Below are 13,253 nucleotides of genomic sequence, written 5' to 3'. Positions count from 1 at the left end.
GGATCGCTCATGGCCAAGCGCCGCAACCTCCTCGCCGGCGGTGCCGCACTGCTCGTCGGTGTGCTGTCCGTGGCCGCACTGGTCGCCGACGGCTCCCCCTCGCGGAACCCTGACGAACCCCGGTCCGCCTCCACCCCCGCCGTCGTACCCGCCACCGCGCCCACCGCTCCCCCGGCCAGGATCTGCGGCAACGCCAAGGCCCTGGCCGGCCCGGCCGCCCCGCCCGCCGGCGCCGTCGTGGTGAGCACCAAACAGAACCTGCAGACCCTCACCGCCGCGCACCCGGCCGGTACGACGTTCTGGCTCGCGCCGGGGCGGCACCGGTTGAGCAACGGCGCCTTCGTCCAGGTGATCCCGAAGGACGGCAACCGCTACATCGGCGCGCCCGGCGCGATCCTGGACGGGGCGAACCGCAACAAGTACGCGTTCACCGGCTCCGCCGAGCGGGTCGTGATCAGCAACCTGACCATCCAGAACTTCGGGTCCGCGCGCGGCAACAACGACGAGGGCGTCGTCAACCACGACTCCGGCTCCGGCTGGGTGATCCAGGCGAACACGATCCAGAAGAACGCCGGCGCCGGCCTGATGATCGGCAGCAAGAACGTCGTCCGTGGCAACTGCCTGCGGAACAACGGCCAGTACGGCTTCAACGCCTACCACCCGCAGCGCGTGGCCGGCATCGTCATCGAGCGCAACGAGATCACCGCCAACAACACCGACAACTGGGAGACCCTGCGGCCCGGCTGCGGCTGCACCGGCGGCGGCAAGTTCTGGTCGGTGGCGGGCGCGATCGTGCGCGGCAACTGGCTGCACGACAACAACGGGCCCGGGATGTGGGCCGACACCAACAACTCCGCGTTCGCGGTCGAGGGCAACTACATCGCCGACAACGTCGCCGAGGGCATGATCTTCGAGACCAGCTACAACGCCGCGATCCGGGCCAACACGTTCCTGCGCAACGGTCTCGGCAAGGGACCGGACAACGACGGCTTCCCGGCGCCGGCGCTGTACCTGTCCGAGTCCGGCGCCGACAGGCGGGTGCCGGGGATGTTCAACCAGACCTTCGAGGTGAGCGGCAACGTGTTCACCGACAACTGGGCCGGCGTGATCCTGTGGGAGAACGCCGACCGGTTCGCCGGATCGGCCGCCAACACCAGCACCGGCTCCGGCACGTTGGTGAACCCCACCGTGGTCACCAACGAGACCTGCAATGCCGCGAACATCAAGAACCAGCCGTACCTCGGCGACTGCCGCTGGAAGACCCAGAACGTCCGCGTCCACGACAACGTGTTCACCTTGAACCCGGACAAGCTCGGCGACAGCTGCGCGTCCCGCAGCGGCTGTGGTTACAACGGCATCTTCGCCAACTGGGGCACGTTCCCGGACTGGTCGCCGTACAAGGCCCGGGTCGTCGAGGACGCGATCACCTTCCACCAGGGCAACCGGTTCTTCTCCAACACCTACAGCGGGCCGTGGAAGTTCATGGTCCACGAGCAGGGCAACTCGGTGAACTGGGCGGCCTGGCAGGGCGCGCCGTACGGACAGGACCAGGACAGCGTGATCAAGGTGACCGGGGAGCGCTGAGGGCGATGATCGGGCCTCCGGAGCGAGTCGCCGGCGAGCAGATCGCGCTGCTCCGGTCGGTCGGGTACGCCGCGTTCGGACGGCACGAGCGGGATCTCGACGTGCTCGACCTGGTCTTCGACAGTCTCGTGGACACACCCGGCGAGGTCGGCGTACGGCGGCTGCGTTTCGCCGGGCACGGCGTGACGCTGGACGTCGAACGGGCCGCCGAGACCGTGGAGCTGCGGGTGTTGCCGACCGGTCCGGTCGTGGTCGAGGCCCGCGGCGGCGACGGGCCCGGGGACACCCAGCTGGTGAGCTTCCTGCTGCGCTGGCCGGGCGGCAACCAAAGACCGGTCCGGACCGCGTGGATCATGCTGTGAGACGGCATGATCCCGGTCGGTCCGGACCGGTCCGGTGCTGCTTCAGGAGGCAAGCAGCAGTCTGAGCTTCTCCAGGCACCGGCCCCGGATCGGGCCGATGCTGCCGATCGGGATGCCGATCGTCGCGGAGATCTCGGCGTACGGCGCCGGCGGGTCGGCCATCAGCATGCCGAGCAGTTGCTGCCAGCGGTCCGGCAGGCTCTCGAGCGCCCGGCGGACGTCGTCGGCGCGCTCGCCGGCGAGCAGCTCGGCGTCCGGTTCGGGCTGGTCGCCGGCCACGTCGTCGAACGCGGTCGCCTCGTAGGTCAGCAGCACCCGCTTGCGGAACGCCAGCACCCGCAGGCATTCCCGGCGCGTGGTGACGACCAGCCAGGCGCCGACCCGCTCGGGGTCGACCCGGTTGATGTGTTCGAGCAACCGCAGCCACACCATCTGCGAGACGTCAGCGGCGTCGCTGTCGCTCAACCGGAAGCTGCGGGTCACGGCCCAGACGAGCCGCGCATAGTGATCGACCAGTTGACTCCACGCGCCCTGGTCCCCCTCGGCGGCCCTGATCACCAGGGTCGCGGCGTCGGACCGGGCGACGGCCGACCTTTCCAGTACTGCAGTCACGGATTCCCCCCTCGGGAACAAAACACCGCTCGGCACCGGTCGGTGCTCAGTAGGCGCCGTCGCTCCCCAGCACGGCGCGAGCGGTTTTCCACAGGATCAGCAGGTCGAGTGCGATCGACCAGTTGTCGGCGTACCGCAGGTCGAGTCGCATCGACTCCTCCCACGTCAGGTCACTGCGTCCGCTCACCTGCCACAGGCCGGTCAGGCCCGGCTTGACGAGCATCCGCCGCGCGTCGTCGATCGCGTACTGCGCGACCTCGGCGGGCAGCGGCGGGCGCGGGCCGACCAGTGACATGTCCCCCCGGAGCACGTTCACCAGCTGCGGCAGCTCGTCGATCGAGAACCGTCGCAGGTACCGGCCGATCCTGGTCACCCGCGGGTCGTCGCGGAGCTTGAACAGGACCCCGTTGCCTTGGTTCAGCGCATGCAGTTCCGCCTTGCGTTCCTCGGCGTCGATCACCATCGTGCGGAACTTCAGCATCTGGAACTGCTCGCCGCCGCGTCCCACCCGGGTCTGCCGGAACAGCACCGGACCGCGGCTGGTGAGCTTCACCAGCACCGCGGTGACCAGCAGCAGCGGCGCCACCGCGAGCAGCAGGAAGCAGCCGACCACCCGGTCGAAGACGTTCTTCAGGACGTGCGGCCCACCGCTCACCGACGGCCGCTCCAGGTGCAGCAGCGACAGCCCGGCGACCGGCCGGATCGAGATCCGCGGACCGGCCACCTCGACGATGCCCGGCGAGACGATCAACTCCACGCCGCGCTGCTCGAGCGCCCAGGACAGCTTGCGCAGCGAGTGCCCGGACAGCTCCGGGTCGGCCGCCACGGCGACCACCTCGACGTCCCACTCGTCGACCGCCTTGAGGATGTCCATCTCGCCGCGGCCCAGGCGCTCCGGCTCGGGCTCCTCGAAGGCGTCGCCGCGGGGCAGGCAACTCGCCACCACGACGTACCCGTCGGTCTTGCGCTCCTCCAGGTGCCGGCGCAGCGTCATCACCTGGTCGTTGCGCCCGACAACGAGCACCTTGCGCATGCACCGGCCGACGAACCGCCGCTTGGAGATCTGCCGGTGCAGCACCCAGCGGGCGAACATCGCCGCGAAACAGGTCATCGGCACCGCCAGCACGACGAAGCCGCGCGCGACCTGGCTCTTCGTCGCGTACGACGTGACCGCGACCACCGCGGTCAGCGCGACGGCGGCCCGGATGATCGAACGGAACTCCTCCGGCCCGGTGCCGAAGTAGCGGGTCTCATAACCCCGCTCCAGGGCCACACAGACCAGCCAGGCGATCGGCAGCACGGCGCCGAGCAGCACATAGCCGAGGTTGATCTGGGCCCCGAACCGGACCACCAGGGCCAGCGAGACACCGAACAGCGCGGCCCCCAGGTCGCCGGTGAGCGCCGCCCACCGGTACTTCGCGACCCAGCGCGCCTCGGTGAACCGTGCCGCGCGCGGCACGACCGCCGGAACCTCGTCCGGTACCACCCAGACCGGCCGGCGACGCTCCCCCGACGGCGCCGGCCGTAGGTCAGCCGGTTCGGCCAACCCCTCGGACATGACAAAATCAGTCACGCACAGTCACCCCCCACAGGTGAAAACCGAAACCCGTGACCAACCCACACCCCGTCACGGACCTCGTCCAAACGCCGCCCCCACAACGGCGTGAACCAGAGAATACTACGTGGACGCGAACATAAGAAGCACTGACAGCAGAGACCCCCGGGTTCCCAATTTCCGGGTTCCCAGGGGTCTCTGGTGACTACTTGAAGTGATCAATCGCCGGGTCGGGGCACTGATCAGGGGGTGTTGCGTCAGCCGGCGATCAGACCGTCGCCGCTGATCAGCTCACGCATCTCGGCCAGCGAGCTGTCCGACGGGGGCAGGATGGCGTCGGAGTCGTGCAGCTCGTCGTCCGGCACCTTCTCACCGGAGCGGACGAAGTCCAGCAGCGCCGCGAACGCGGCCTGGTACGTCGTCTCGTCGCCGGACGACACGGCCTTCTCCAGGTCGCCGTCGACCGCGTTGAGCGCATCGAGCTTCTCGTCGGCCAGTCGCCACTGGCCTTCACCCATGATCCGAACGATCACCGAACATCTCCGTCCTGAGGTCGCGCCGGCTCGGCTGCCGGCTGCTGGGCGGTCTGGGGGGCGGACTGCTGCGCCTCACCGGAGAGCTCCTTGGGCGTGCTGCTGCCGCCGGACAGCTGGGCCTTCATGGCGGCCAGCTCGTTCTCGACGTCGGAGCCGGACGACATCCGCTCGAGCTCGAGCGTGATGTTGTCCTTGTTGGTCCCGGTGGCGTCGTCGAGCGCGCCGGAGGCGAGCAGCTCGTCGATCGCACCGGCCCGGGCCTGCATCTGCTGCGTGCGGTCCTCGGCGCGCTGCACCGCGAGGCCGACATCGCTCATCTCCTCGGAGATGCCGGAGAAGGCCTCGTTGATCCGGGTCTGCGCCTCGGCCGCGGTGTAGGTGGCCTTGATGGTCTCCTTGCGGGTCCGGAAGGACTCGACCTTGGCCTGCAGCCGCTGGGAGGCGAGCGTCAGCTTCTCCTCCTCGCCCTGCAGCTGGGCGTGCTGCGTCTGCAGGTCGTCGATCTGCCCCTGCAGCCCGGACTTGCGGGTCAGGGCCTCGCGGGCCAGGTCCTCGCGGCCCATCGAGAGCGCCTTCTGCGCCTGCTCCTGCAGCTTGGCCGACTGGGACTGCAGCTGTGACGCCTGCAGCTCCACCCGCTTCCGGCTGGTGGCCACGTCGGCCACGCCACGCCGCACCTTCTGCAGCAGCTCGAGCTGCTTCTGATACGAGTAGTCAAGGGTTTCGCGAGGATCCTCGGCCTTGTCCAGGGCGGAGTTCGCCTTGGCCTTGAAGATCGTCGACATCCGCTTGAAGATGCTCATCGATATCCGTACCCCTTCTGTGCCGGACTGACGACCCGGCGTGCGTGCCTTCCACCCTATGTCCCACCGGGTCACGACACCATCAGGACGGGCCCGGATAAAGTAGTGGGAAGGTCCGGGGACCACCCCGAGTCGCGACCTTGCCCTGCGAATGAGGTTCTGACCCCGTGTTCCGTCGTACCAAGTCTGAGACAGCTACCACCGTACCCGCCGAACCCCAGGGCAAGCCGGGCGGCAAGGGCCGTCCGACGCCGAGCCGCAAGGAGGCGGAGGCGGCCCGCAAGGCTGCCTTCAAGAAGCCGCGCAACCGCAAGGAGGCCTCGGCGATCCGGCGGGACAAGGTGCGGACCGAGCGCGCCAAGATGCAGTCGGCCATGCAGACCGGCGACGACCGGTACCTGCCGGCCGCCGACAAGGGCCCGGTCCGGCGGTTCGCCCGGGACTACGTCGACGCCCGCTATTCGGTGATGGAGTTCGCGCTGCCGGTGCTGCTGGTGGTGTCGCTGATCGGCGTGGTGTTCTCGCCGCAGTTCCCGTGGCTGGCCGGGATGGTGAACCTGTTGTTCCTGTTCATGATCCTGCTGATCGCGGCGGACTGGTTCCTGCTCACCTCGGGCCTGAAGAAGCAGGTGCGGATCAAGTTCCCGAAGGAGTCCACCAAGGGCCTCGGGTTCTACGCCGTCCGGCGGACCATGCAGATGCGCCGCTGGCGGCTGCCCAAGCCGATGGTGAAGCGCGGCGAGAAGCCGAGCTGACCGGGGCGAAGTAGGGTCTGGGGTATGGACTTCCGCTATCTGGGCAACAGTGGTCTCAAGGTCAGCGAGATCTCGTACGGCAACTGGCTGACGCACGGCTCACAGGTGGAGAACGAGCAGGCGAAGGCCTGTGTGCGGGCCGCCCTGGACGCCGGCATCACGACGTTCGACACCGCCGACACCTACGCCAACACCAAGGCCGAGTCGGTGCTCGGCGAGGCGCTGGCCGGCGAGCGCCGCGAGTCGCTGGAGATCTTCACCAAGGTGTACTGGCCGACCGGTCCCGGCGGACCGAACGACACCGGCCTGTCCCGCAAGCACATCCACGAGTCGATCAACGGCTCGCTGCGGCGGCTCGGCACCGACTACGTCGACCTCTACCAGGCGCACCGGTTCGACACCGAGACGCCGCTCGAGGAGACGATGGAGGCGTTCGCCGACGTCGTCCGGCAGGGCAAGGCGCTCTACATCGGCGTGTCGGAGTGGACCGCGGAGCAGCTCCAGGAGGGCCACCGGCTCGCCCGCGAGCTGCGCATCCCGTTCGTCTCGAACCAGCCGCAGTACAGCATGCTCTGGCGGGTGATCGAGGCCGAGGTGGTGCCGGCATCGGAGGAGCTCGGCATCGGCCAGGTGGTCTTCTCGCCGATCGCGCAGGGCGTGCTCACCGGCAAGTACCTGCCCGGGCAGCAGCCGCCGGAGGGGTCCCGGGCGACCGACGCCAACGGCTCGAACTTCATCAAGCGGTTCCTCACCGACGACGTCCTGACCCGGGTCCAGGAGCTGAAGCCGCTCGCCGAGCAGGCGGGGCTGTCGCTGTCCCAGCTCGCGATCGCGTGGGTGCTGCAGAACAGTAACGTCTCGTCGGCCATCATCGGCGCGTCCCGGCCGGAGCAGGTCACCGAGAACGTCAAGGCCGCCGGCGTCACGCTGGACGAGGGCCTGCTGAAGGGTATCGACGAGGTGCTCGGCCACATCGTCGAGAAGGACCCGGCCAAGACCGCGCAGAACGCCCCGCAGAAGCGGCCGAACTCGTGAGCTGGAACTGGCGGTTCGAGACCGCGAGCGGCGCGCTGGTCGACCCGGGCGAGGTCGGCGGGGCGGAGTTCTCCGCCCAGGGCGACGCCGAGAGCTGGCTGGGTGAGGTCTGGCGCGACCTGGCCGACCGCGGCGTCGGCCAGGTGTACCTGCTGGAGGACGGCCGCGAGGTCTACGGCCCGATGAGCCTGTCCTCGGCCGAATGACCGCAGAGTAGGATTCGGTCGAACCACACGCCTGCGTCACAGGGAAGCCGGTCCGAGTCCGGCGCTGACCCGCAACCGTAGGCCACCGCAGCGCATCAGCGCCGGGGTGGCGAGCCGGAACACTGTGACGCAGGCGGTCAGGCTCGACTACCCGCCGTGGTCCGCGGGTGGAGCCCCTACCCTGCCGGTGCAGGCGGGACCTCCTCCACCGGGCCGCGGCCCGACCGAGGAACGACAATGACTGCACATCGGACCGTACGACTGGTCCTCAGCCTGCTGGCGGGTTTCCTGCTGGCGGGGACCGTCGCGACCGTCACGGCTACCACCGCCCAGGCCGAGGACGGCTACCGGTTCTGGGGCTACTACCAATGGACGAGTGGCCAGTGGGCCTTCTCCCAGAAGGGCGCCGACGCCTACGTCCCGGCCGACGGGGCCGTCGAAGGCTGGCGGTTCGCGCTCGGCGGCGCCAAGCCCCGGGTGCCGCGCGCCGCGGGCGACTTCGAGGCGATCTGCGGGAAGACCCCGGCCGAGGCCGGCAAGAAGCGTGTCGCGGTGGTCGTCGACCCCGGGACGCCGGAGGACGCGGCCGCCGGGGAGACGCCTGGGCAGGCCACCGGCACCTGCGTGGTGACCGACCCGGCGTCGAACGGCGCGAAGATCCTCGCGGCGGTCGGCCCTGTCCGGATCGAGAAGGGTTTGACCTGCGGCGTCGCCGGCTACCCGGCCAAGGGCTGCGGCGACCAGGTGAAGAACATCAACGTCCCGGCCACCGACGCCCCGGTCACGCTGCAGCTCGGTGCAAGCGTGGGGTCCTCGGCCAAGCCGTCCCCGGCCGCCTCTTCGGAAGAAGACAGCGGCACGCCGTGGACCGGCATCATCATCGCGATCGTCGTGGTCGCCCTGCTGGCCGGTGGCGGGCTCGTCCTGAGCCGCCGCCGTACCGCGGCCAAGTAAGGTGCGCGCCGTCCACCACCTGACACTCCCCCGGGCACTCCACCCGGGGGCCTGGTGGTTGTGGGCGCTGTGCATGGCTGTTGCGGCCAGCAGGACCCGCAACCCGGTTCTGCTGGCCCTCATTCTCGCCGTGACCGGATTCGTGGTGGCGGCCCGCCGGAGCGACGCACCGTGGGCGCACAGCTTCACCGCGTTCCTGAAGCTGGGCCTGCTGGTCATCGGCGTCCGCGTGGTGCTGCAGGCCCTGCTGTCGACTCGCTCGCAGGGCAACACGGTGCTGTTCACGCTGCCGCTGATCCCGCTGCCCGGCTGGGCCGCAGGCGTCAAGCTCGGCGGTGAGGTCACGGCGGAGGCACTGCTGACAGCTCTGTACGACGGTGCGCAGCTGGCCGTCATGCTCTGCTGCGTCGGCGCCGCGAACGCTCTGGCCAGTCCGCGGCGGCTGCTGAAGTCGTTGCCGGGGGCTCTCTACGAGATGGGCGTCGCCTGTGTCGTAGCACTCACCTTCGCGCCGCAACTGGTGACCGACGGCCGCCGTGTCCGGGCAGCACGCCGGCTGCGCGGCCGTACGCGCGCTTCCTTCCGCACGACGGCCATGCCGGTCCTGGAGGGTGCGTTGGACCGGTCGGTCGAGCTGGCAGCCGCCATGGACTCACGCGGCTACGGTCGTACGGCGCAAGCTTCAAAGGTCCACCGTCGACTGACAGCGTTGTGCGTTTTGCTGGGGCTGCTCGGGATGCTGCTCGGTGTATATGCGTTGCTGACCGACTCCATGGCGTTCCCGTTCGCGGCCGGCGCACTGGCGGCCGGTGTGCTCCTGGCGGTCGCCGCCATGGCGATCGGGCGGCAGCGGGTCTCCCGAACGCGCTACCGCCCTGATCCCTGGGCGCTGCCCGAGTGGCTCGTCGTCACGGCCGGTGCGGCAGCGGCAGGAGCCATGGTGTTCGCAGCAGTCCGTGGCGTGAACGGTTTGTTGCTGGCAGGCCCGTTGGTCGTCCCACCAGTGCCGGTGCTGCCGGTTGTCGGCGTTCTGGTCGGACTGGTCCCCGCACTGGCTGCACCACCCGTGAAGAAGGCGGCGGCATGATCGAGTTCGACCACGTGACCATGACATACGACGGTGCGCGTGAACCGGCGCTGCGTGACGTCAGCTTCACCGTGCCCGAGGGCGAGCTCGCACTGGTGATCGGGCGGACCGGCTCCGGCAAGTCCACGCTGCTCCGGGCGATCAACGGCCTGGTGCCGCACTTCACCGGCGGCACACTGGCCGGGCGGGTGCTGGTCGACGGGCGGGACACCCGCGAGTACCGGCCGCGCGATCTCGCGGACGTGGTCGGGATGGTCGGGCAGGACCCGATGGCGGGGTTCGTCACCGACACGGTCGAGGACGAGCTCGCGTACAGCATGGAGTCACTCGGCGTAGCACCGGACGTCATGCGGCGGCGCGTCGAAGAGACACTCGACCTGCTCGGGCTGGCCGACGTGCGGGATCGGGCGCTGACGTCCTTGTCAGGCGGCCAGCGACAGCGGACCGCTATCGGAGCAGCACTGACGTCACACCCCGCCGTACTGGTGCTGGACGAGCCCACCTCCGCGCTGGACCCACAGGCGGCCGAGGAGGTGCTGGCCGCGCTGCAGCGGCTGGTGCACGACCTGGGCGTCACGGTCGTGATGGCCGAGCACCGGTTGGAGCGCGTGATCCAGTACGCCGACCGCGTGATCGAAGTGCCTGGTCGCGCGGCGGCTGTATCGACCGGGCTCCCGGCCGAGCGCATGGTGACCGCACCGGTCGCACCTCCAGTTGTCGAGCTGGGACGGCTGGCCGGATGGTCACCACTCCCCCTGTCGGTACGAGACGCGCGACGCGCCGCCGTCGTACTGCGAAGCGAGTTGGGCTCCACCGCCCCGGCACGTACCGCGGCCGCACTCGGTGCGGAGCTGGCGCGCTGCACCGACCTTGTCGTCGGGTACGGCGCCGTGACCGCGCTGCGTGGCGTGTCGCTGAGCATCAAGGCCGGTGAGATCGTCGCGCTGATGGGCCGCAACGGCGCAGGCAAGTCGACGCTGCTCAACGCGCTGGTCGGCATCCTGCCGGCTCGGTCAGGTAGTGCGACAGCATCCGGAGCAGACCCGCGACGTACCAAGCCGAGCGACCTGGTCAAGGCGGTCGGACTGGTCCCGCAGGAGCCGGCAGACCTGCTGTACGCCGCTACCGTCGCGGACGAGTGCGCCACGGCGGACTCCGACTTCGGTGTGCCCGCAGGTAGTTGCCGCGCGCTCCTGGAACGGCTGGCGCCGGACGTGCCGCTGGACGCCCACCCACGCGACCTGTCCGAGGGACAGCGGCTGTGTCTGGCGCTGGCCGTCGTACTGTGCGGGGCGCCCCCGTTGCTGCTGCTGGACGAGCCGACGCGCGGGCTCGACTACGGCGCCAAACGCCGCCTGGTCGCGATCTTGCGGGAACTGTCTGCTGCCGGACACGCGGTGGTGCTGTCGACGCACGACGTGGAGATGGTGGCCGAGGTCGCGACGCGGGTCATGGTGCTCGCCGACGGCGAACTGGTCAGCGACGGCGGCACCGCCGAAGTGATCGCCGGGTCACCGGCCTTCGCTCCGCAGGTCGCGAAGATCCTGGCACCGCTGCCGTTCCTGACGGTCGGCGAGGTCGCCGACGCGCTGGATCGGGCATCGTGAAGCTGATCCTGCTCAGGCCGCGGAGCACGGTCATGTTGCTGATCGCCTCGGCGGTCGGTGTGCTGGCGTTCGGGTGGCCGTTGTTCTTCCGGACCTCACAGGCGGGCGAGTCGGCGATCGGCCACACAACGGATGCGCCCTGGCTGTTCGTGTTGCTGCTGCCGTTGCTGGTCGCCGTCGTGCTCGCGGAGCTGTCCGAGGCGGGCATCGACGCGAAGGTGATCTCACTGCTCGGCATGCTCGCCGCGATCGGCGCGGCGCTGCGGGCGCTGGGACCGGGGACCGCGGGGCTCGAGCCGGGGTTCTTCCTGCTGGTGCTGGCGGGCCGGGCGTTCGGGGCCGGGTTCGGGTTCGTGCTCGGGGCGGTGTCGCTGCTCGGCGGGGCGATGATCAGCGGCGGGGTCGGGCCGTGGATGCCGTTCCAGATGTTCGCGTGCGCGTGGGTCGGGTGCCTTGCCGGGCTGCTGCCGCGGGTCGGCGGGCGGCTCGAGGTGCTGCTGCTGGCGGCGTACTCGCTGGTCTCGGGCGTGCTGTACGGCGTGATCATGAACCTGTGGTTCTGGCCGTACGCGACGTTCGGCAGCGACTTCTCGTTCGTCCCCGGCGATGTGCTCGCGGCGAACCTGCACCGGTACTTCCTGTTCGTGGTGGCGACGTCGCTCGGATGGGACATCCCGCGCGGCATCCTGTCCGCGGCGCTGGTCCTGGCACTCGGGCGGCCGATGCTGAACGCGTTCCGGCGTACCGCCCGCAAGGCGGCCTTCGAGACGCCGGTGGTTTTCGAGTCCGGGAGGACGCATGGCTGACCGGATCCTCGTTCTCGGCGGCGCCCGCTCGGGCAAGTCGATCGCCGCGGAGCGGCTGCTGGCCGACGTACCGGACGTCGTGTACGTCGCCACTGGCGGAGACGACTCGGGGAGTTCCGAGTGGGCCGAGCGGGTCGCCAAGCACCGGGCCCGCCGGCCCGCGACGTGGGGTCTGGCCGAGACGATCGACCTGGTCCCGCTGCTCGAGTCCGCCGGGCCGCCGCTGTTGATCGACTGCCTGACGCTGTGGCTGTCGCGCACGATGGACAGGCTTGACGTGTGGTCCGACCTGTCCCGTGCGGGCGAGGTCGAAACCCACATCGCCGCGCTCGCCGAGGCCTGGTCCGCGACCCCGCGCCATGTAGTTGCCGTCAGCAATGACGTGGGCTCCGGCATCGTCCCCGCGGACGCCGGCACGCGCCTGTTCCGCGACCTCATGGGCCGCCTCAACACCACGGTTTCGCTGGCCTCGGACCAGGTCCTCTGGACCATCGCCGGCCGAATCCTGCCCCTCACATGAGCTGGACCGACGCGGCGCGACTGTCGCTCGGCACGCTCAGTGTGCTGCCCGCCGGCATGCCCTCGCGGGTGGATCGGACGGTGGGCGGGCGGGCGATGGCGCTCGCTCCGATGGTCGGGGCGCTGGTCGGTGGGATCGCAGCCGCGGTCGTGGTGCTGGCGCAACTGGTGAATCCGGACGCGGACCTGCTCGCGGCCGTGCTCGGGGTCCTCGTCGTCGCAGGACTGTCCGGCGGCCTGCATCTCGACGGGCTCGCCGACTTCGCCGACGCGCTCGGCAGCCGGCGGGACCGCGAGACGATGCTGCGGATCATGAAGCAGAGCGACATCGGCCCCTTCGGTGTGGTCGCCATCGTCGCCGTCCTGCTGCTCGACATCGCCGCCCTCACCGCCTGTGTGCAGGCCGGCTTCGGCTGGCAGGCGATCCTGATCGGGGCCACCGCGAGCCGCCTCACGCTCCCGTGGGCATGCCTGAAGTCCATCCCCGCGGCCAGGCCGGACGGATTGGGAAACATGGTCGCCGCCACCGTCCGGCCAATCACAGCCGCGCTTGCCACGGCCGTCGTACTGACCGCCTGCCTGGCGCTCAGCTGGCTCACGGACTCAGGCGCCGGGCGCTCGGCCGGCGTCGGCGCCGCGGTCCTGCTCGCCGTCGCGACCAGCCTGCTCACGAGCCGTCGAGCCCGCCGGGCACTCGGCGGAACCACCGGCGACGTCCTCGGCGCGACCGTCGAGCTGGCCCTCCCGGTGGCCCTGGTGACACTCGCTCTGACCGTGTGAGCGCTCCCCTCCCTCGCACGGCCGCCACGGTGGTCTACTGTCGCGCTCGTGA

The 13,253-nt window shown here is 70.1% G+C and carries 15 protein-coding genes and 1 riboswitch; of the genes, 11 read left to right on the top strand and 4 right to left on the bottom strand.

Annotation, left to right across the window (positions count from 1 at the left end):
• The first annotated feature begins 9 nt into the window (after positions 1-9).
• Together AB0I12_RS22640 and AB0I12_RS22635 are read left to right on the top strand one after the other, a co-directional pair.
• Complete coding sequence (locus AB0I12_RS22640) at positions 10-1,584, top strand: right-handed parallel beta-helix repeat-containing protein (protein ID WP_359932984.1); 1,575 nt, start codon at positions 10-12, stop codon at positions 1,582-1,584.
• A 5-nt stretch (positions 1,585-1,589) separates the two neighbouring features.
• A complete protein-coding gene (locus AB0I12_RS22635; RefSeq protein WP_359932981.1) occupies positions 1,590-1,946 on the top strand; it encodes a hypothetical protein in 357 nt (118 codons plus the stop codon).
• A gap of 42 nt (positions 1,947-1,988) precedes the next feature.
• Here the strand turns inward: AB0I12_RS22635 and AB0I12_RS22630 are convergent, their stop codons facing one another.
• From AB0I12_RS22630 to AB0I12_RS22615, 4 genes are all read right to left on the bottom strand, one after another.
• Entirely contained in the window at positions 1,989-2,558 is a 570-nt protein-coding gene (locus AB0I12_RS22630) for a sigma-70 family RNA polymerase sigma factor (protein ID WP_359932978.1), read from the bottom strand.
• 46 nt (positions 2,559-2,604) lie between these two features.
• On the bottom strand, positions 2,605-4,131 hold the full coding sequence (locus AB0I12_RS22625; RefSeq protein ID WP_359932975.1) for a sugar transferase: 1,527 nt from the start codon (positions 4,129-4,131) through the stop codon (positions 2,605-2,607).
• 239 nt (positions 4,132-4,370) lie between these two features.
• The gene (locus AB0I12_RS22620; protein ID WP_355484288.1) at positions 4,371-4,646 is read right to left on the bottom strand and encodes a hypothetical protein; all 276 of its coding nucleotides are present in this window, start codon (positions 4,644-4,646) and stop codon (positions 4,371-4,373) included.
• Positions 4,643-5,452, bottom strand: coding sequence for a PspA/IM30 family protein (locus tag AB0I12_RS22615; protein ID WP_355688512.1), 810 nt, complete (start codon positions 5,450-5,452; stop codon positions 4,643-4,645). Before AB0I12_RS22615 ends, AB0I12_RS22620 begins: the two co-directional genes overlap by 4 nt.
• Before the next feature lie 167 nt (positions 5,453-5,619).
• Between AB0I12_RS22615 and AB0I12_RS22610 the strand changes: the two genes are divergently transcribed.
• The 9 genes from AB0I12_RS22610 (at position 5,620) to cobS (ending at position 13,201) form a co-directional block, all read left to right on the top strand.
• Positions 5,620-6,207: a DUF3043 domain-containing protein gene (locus AB0I12_RS22610; RefSeq protein WP_359932971.1), complete on the top strand. Its 588-nt coding sequence runs from the start codon at positions 5,620-5,622 to the stop codon at positions 6,205-6,207.
• Positions 6,208-6,231: 24 nt separating this feature from the next.
• Positions 6,232-7,242 carry an aldo/keto reductase family protein gene (locus AB0I12_RS22605; protein ID WP_355688516.1) on the top strand — a complete coding sequence of 337 codons (1,011 nt, stop codon included), beginning with the start codon at positions 6,232-6,234 and terminating at the stop codon, positions 7,240-7,242.
• Positions 7,239-7,448 (top strand): hypothetical protein, encoded by a 210-nt coding sequence (locus tag AB0I12_RS22600; RefSeq protein WP_359932968.1) that lies wholly within the window; start codon positions 7,239-7,241, stop codon positions 7,446-7,448. The genes AB0I12_RS22605 and AB0I12_RS22600 overlap by 4 nt, the downstream gene beginning before the upstream one ends.
• 42 nt (positions 7,449-7,490) lie before the next feature.
• A riboswitch (cobalamin riboswitch) is annotated at positions 7,491-7,571 on the top strand.
• A gap of 114 nt (positions 7,572-7,685) precedes the next feature.
• On the top strand, positions 7,686-8,402 hold the full coding sequence (locus AB0I12_RS22595) for an SCO2322 family protein (protein WP_359932965.1): 717 nt from the start codon (positions 7,686-7,688) through the stop codon (positions 8,400-8,402).
• Position 8,403: 1 nt separating this feature from the next.
• Positions 8,404-9,489 carry an energy-coupling factor transporter transmembrane component T gene (locus tag AB0I12_RS22590; RefSeq protein WP_359932962.1) on the top strand — a complete coding sequence of 362 codons (1,086 nt, stop codon included), beginning with the start codon at positions 8,404-8,406 and terminating at the stop codon, positions 9,487-9,489.
• Positions 9,486-11,096 carry an ATP-binding cassette domain-containing protein gene (locus AB0I12_RS22585; protein ID WP_359932959.1) on the top strand — a complete coding sequence of 537 codons (1,611 nt, stop codon included), beginning with the start codon at positions 9,486-9,488 and terminating at the stop codon, positions 11,094-11,096. The genes AB0I12_RS22590 and AB0I12_RS22585 overlap by 4 nt, the downstream gene beginning before the upstream one ends.
• Entirely contained in the window at positions 11,093-11,902 is an 810-nt protein-coding gene (locus AB0I12_RS22580; protein ID WP_359932956.1) for an ECF transporter S component, read from the top strand. The genes AB0I12_RS22585 and AB0I12_RS22580 overlap by 4 nt, the downstream gene beginning before the upstream one ends.
• Entirely contained in the window at positions 11,895-12,422 is a 528-nt protein-coding gene (locus tag AB0I12_RS22575; RefSeq protein WP_359932953.1) for a bifunctional adenosylcobinamide kinase/adenosylcobinamide-phosphate guanylyltransferase, read from the top strand. Before AB0I12_RS22580 ends, AB0I12_RS22575 begins: the two co-directional genes overlap by 8 nt.
• Complete coding sequence (cobS, locus tag AB0I12_RS22570; RefSeq protein WP_359932950.1) at positions 12,419-13,201, top strand: adenosylcobinamide-GDP ribazoletransferase; 783 nt, start codon at positions 12,419-12,421, stop codon at positions 13,199-13,201. The genes AB0I12_RS22575 and cobS overlap by 4 nt, the downstream gene beginning before the upstream one ends.
• Positions 13,202-13,253: the final 52 nt, after the last annotated feature.

Source organism: Kribbella sp. NPDC050459, assembly GCF_040655315.1.
Classification (GTDB): Bacteria; Actinomycetota; Actinomycetes; order Propionibacteriales; family Kribbellaceae; genus Kribbella.
Note: the sequence above shows the minus strand (reverse complement) of the source record. Positions and strands in the feature narration are given on the sequence as shown.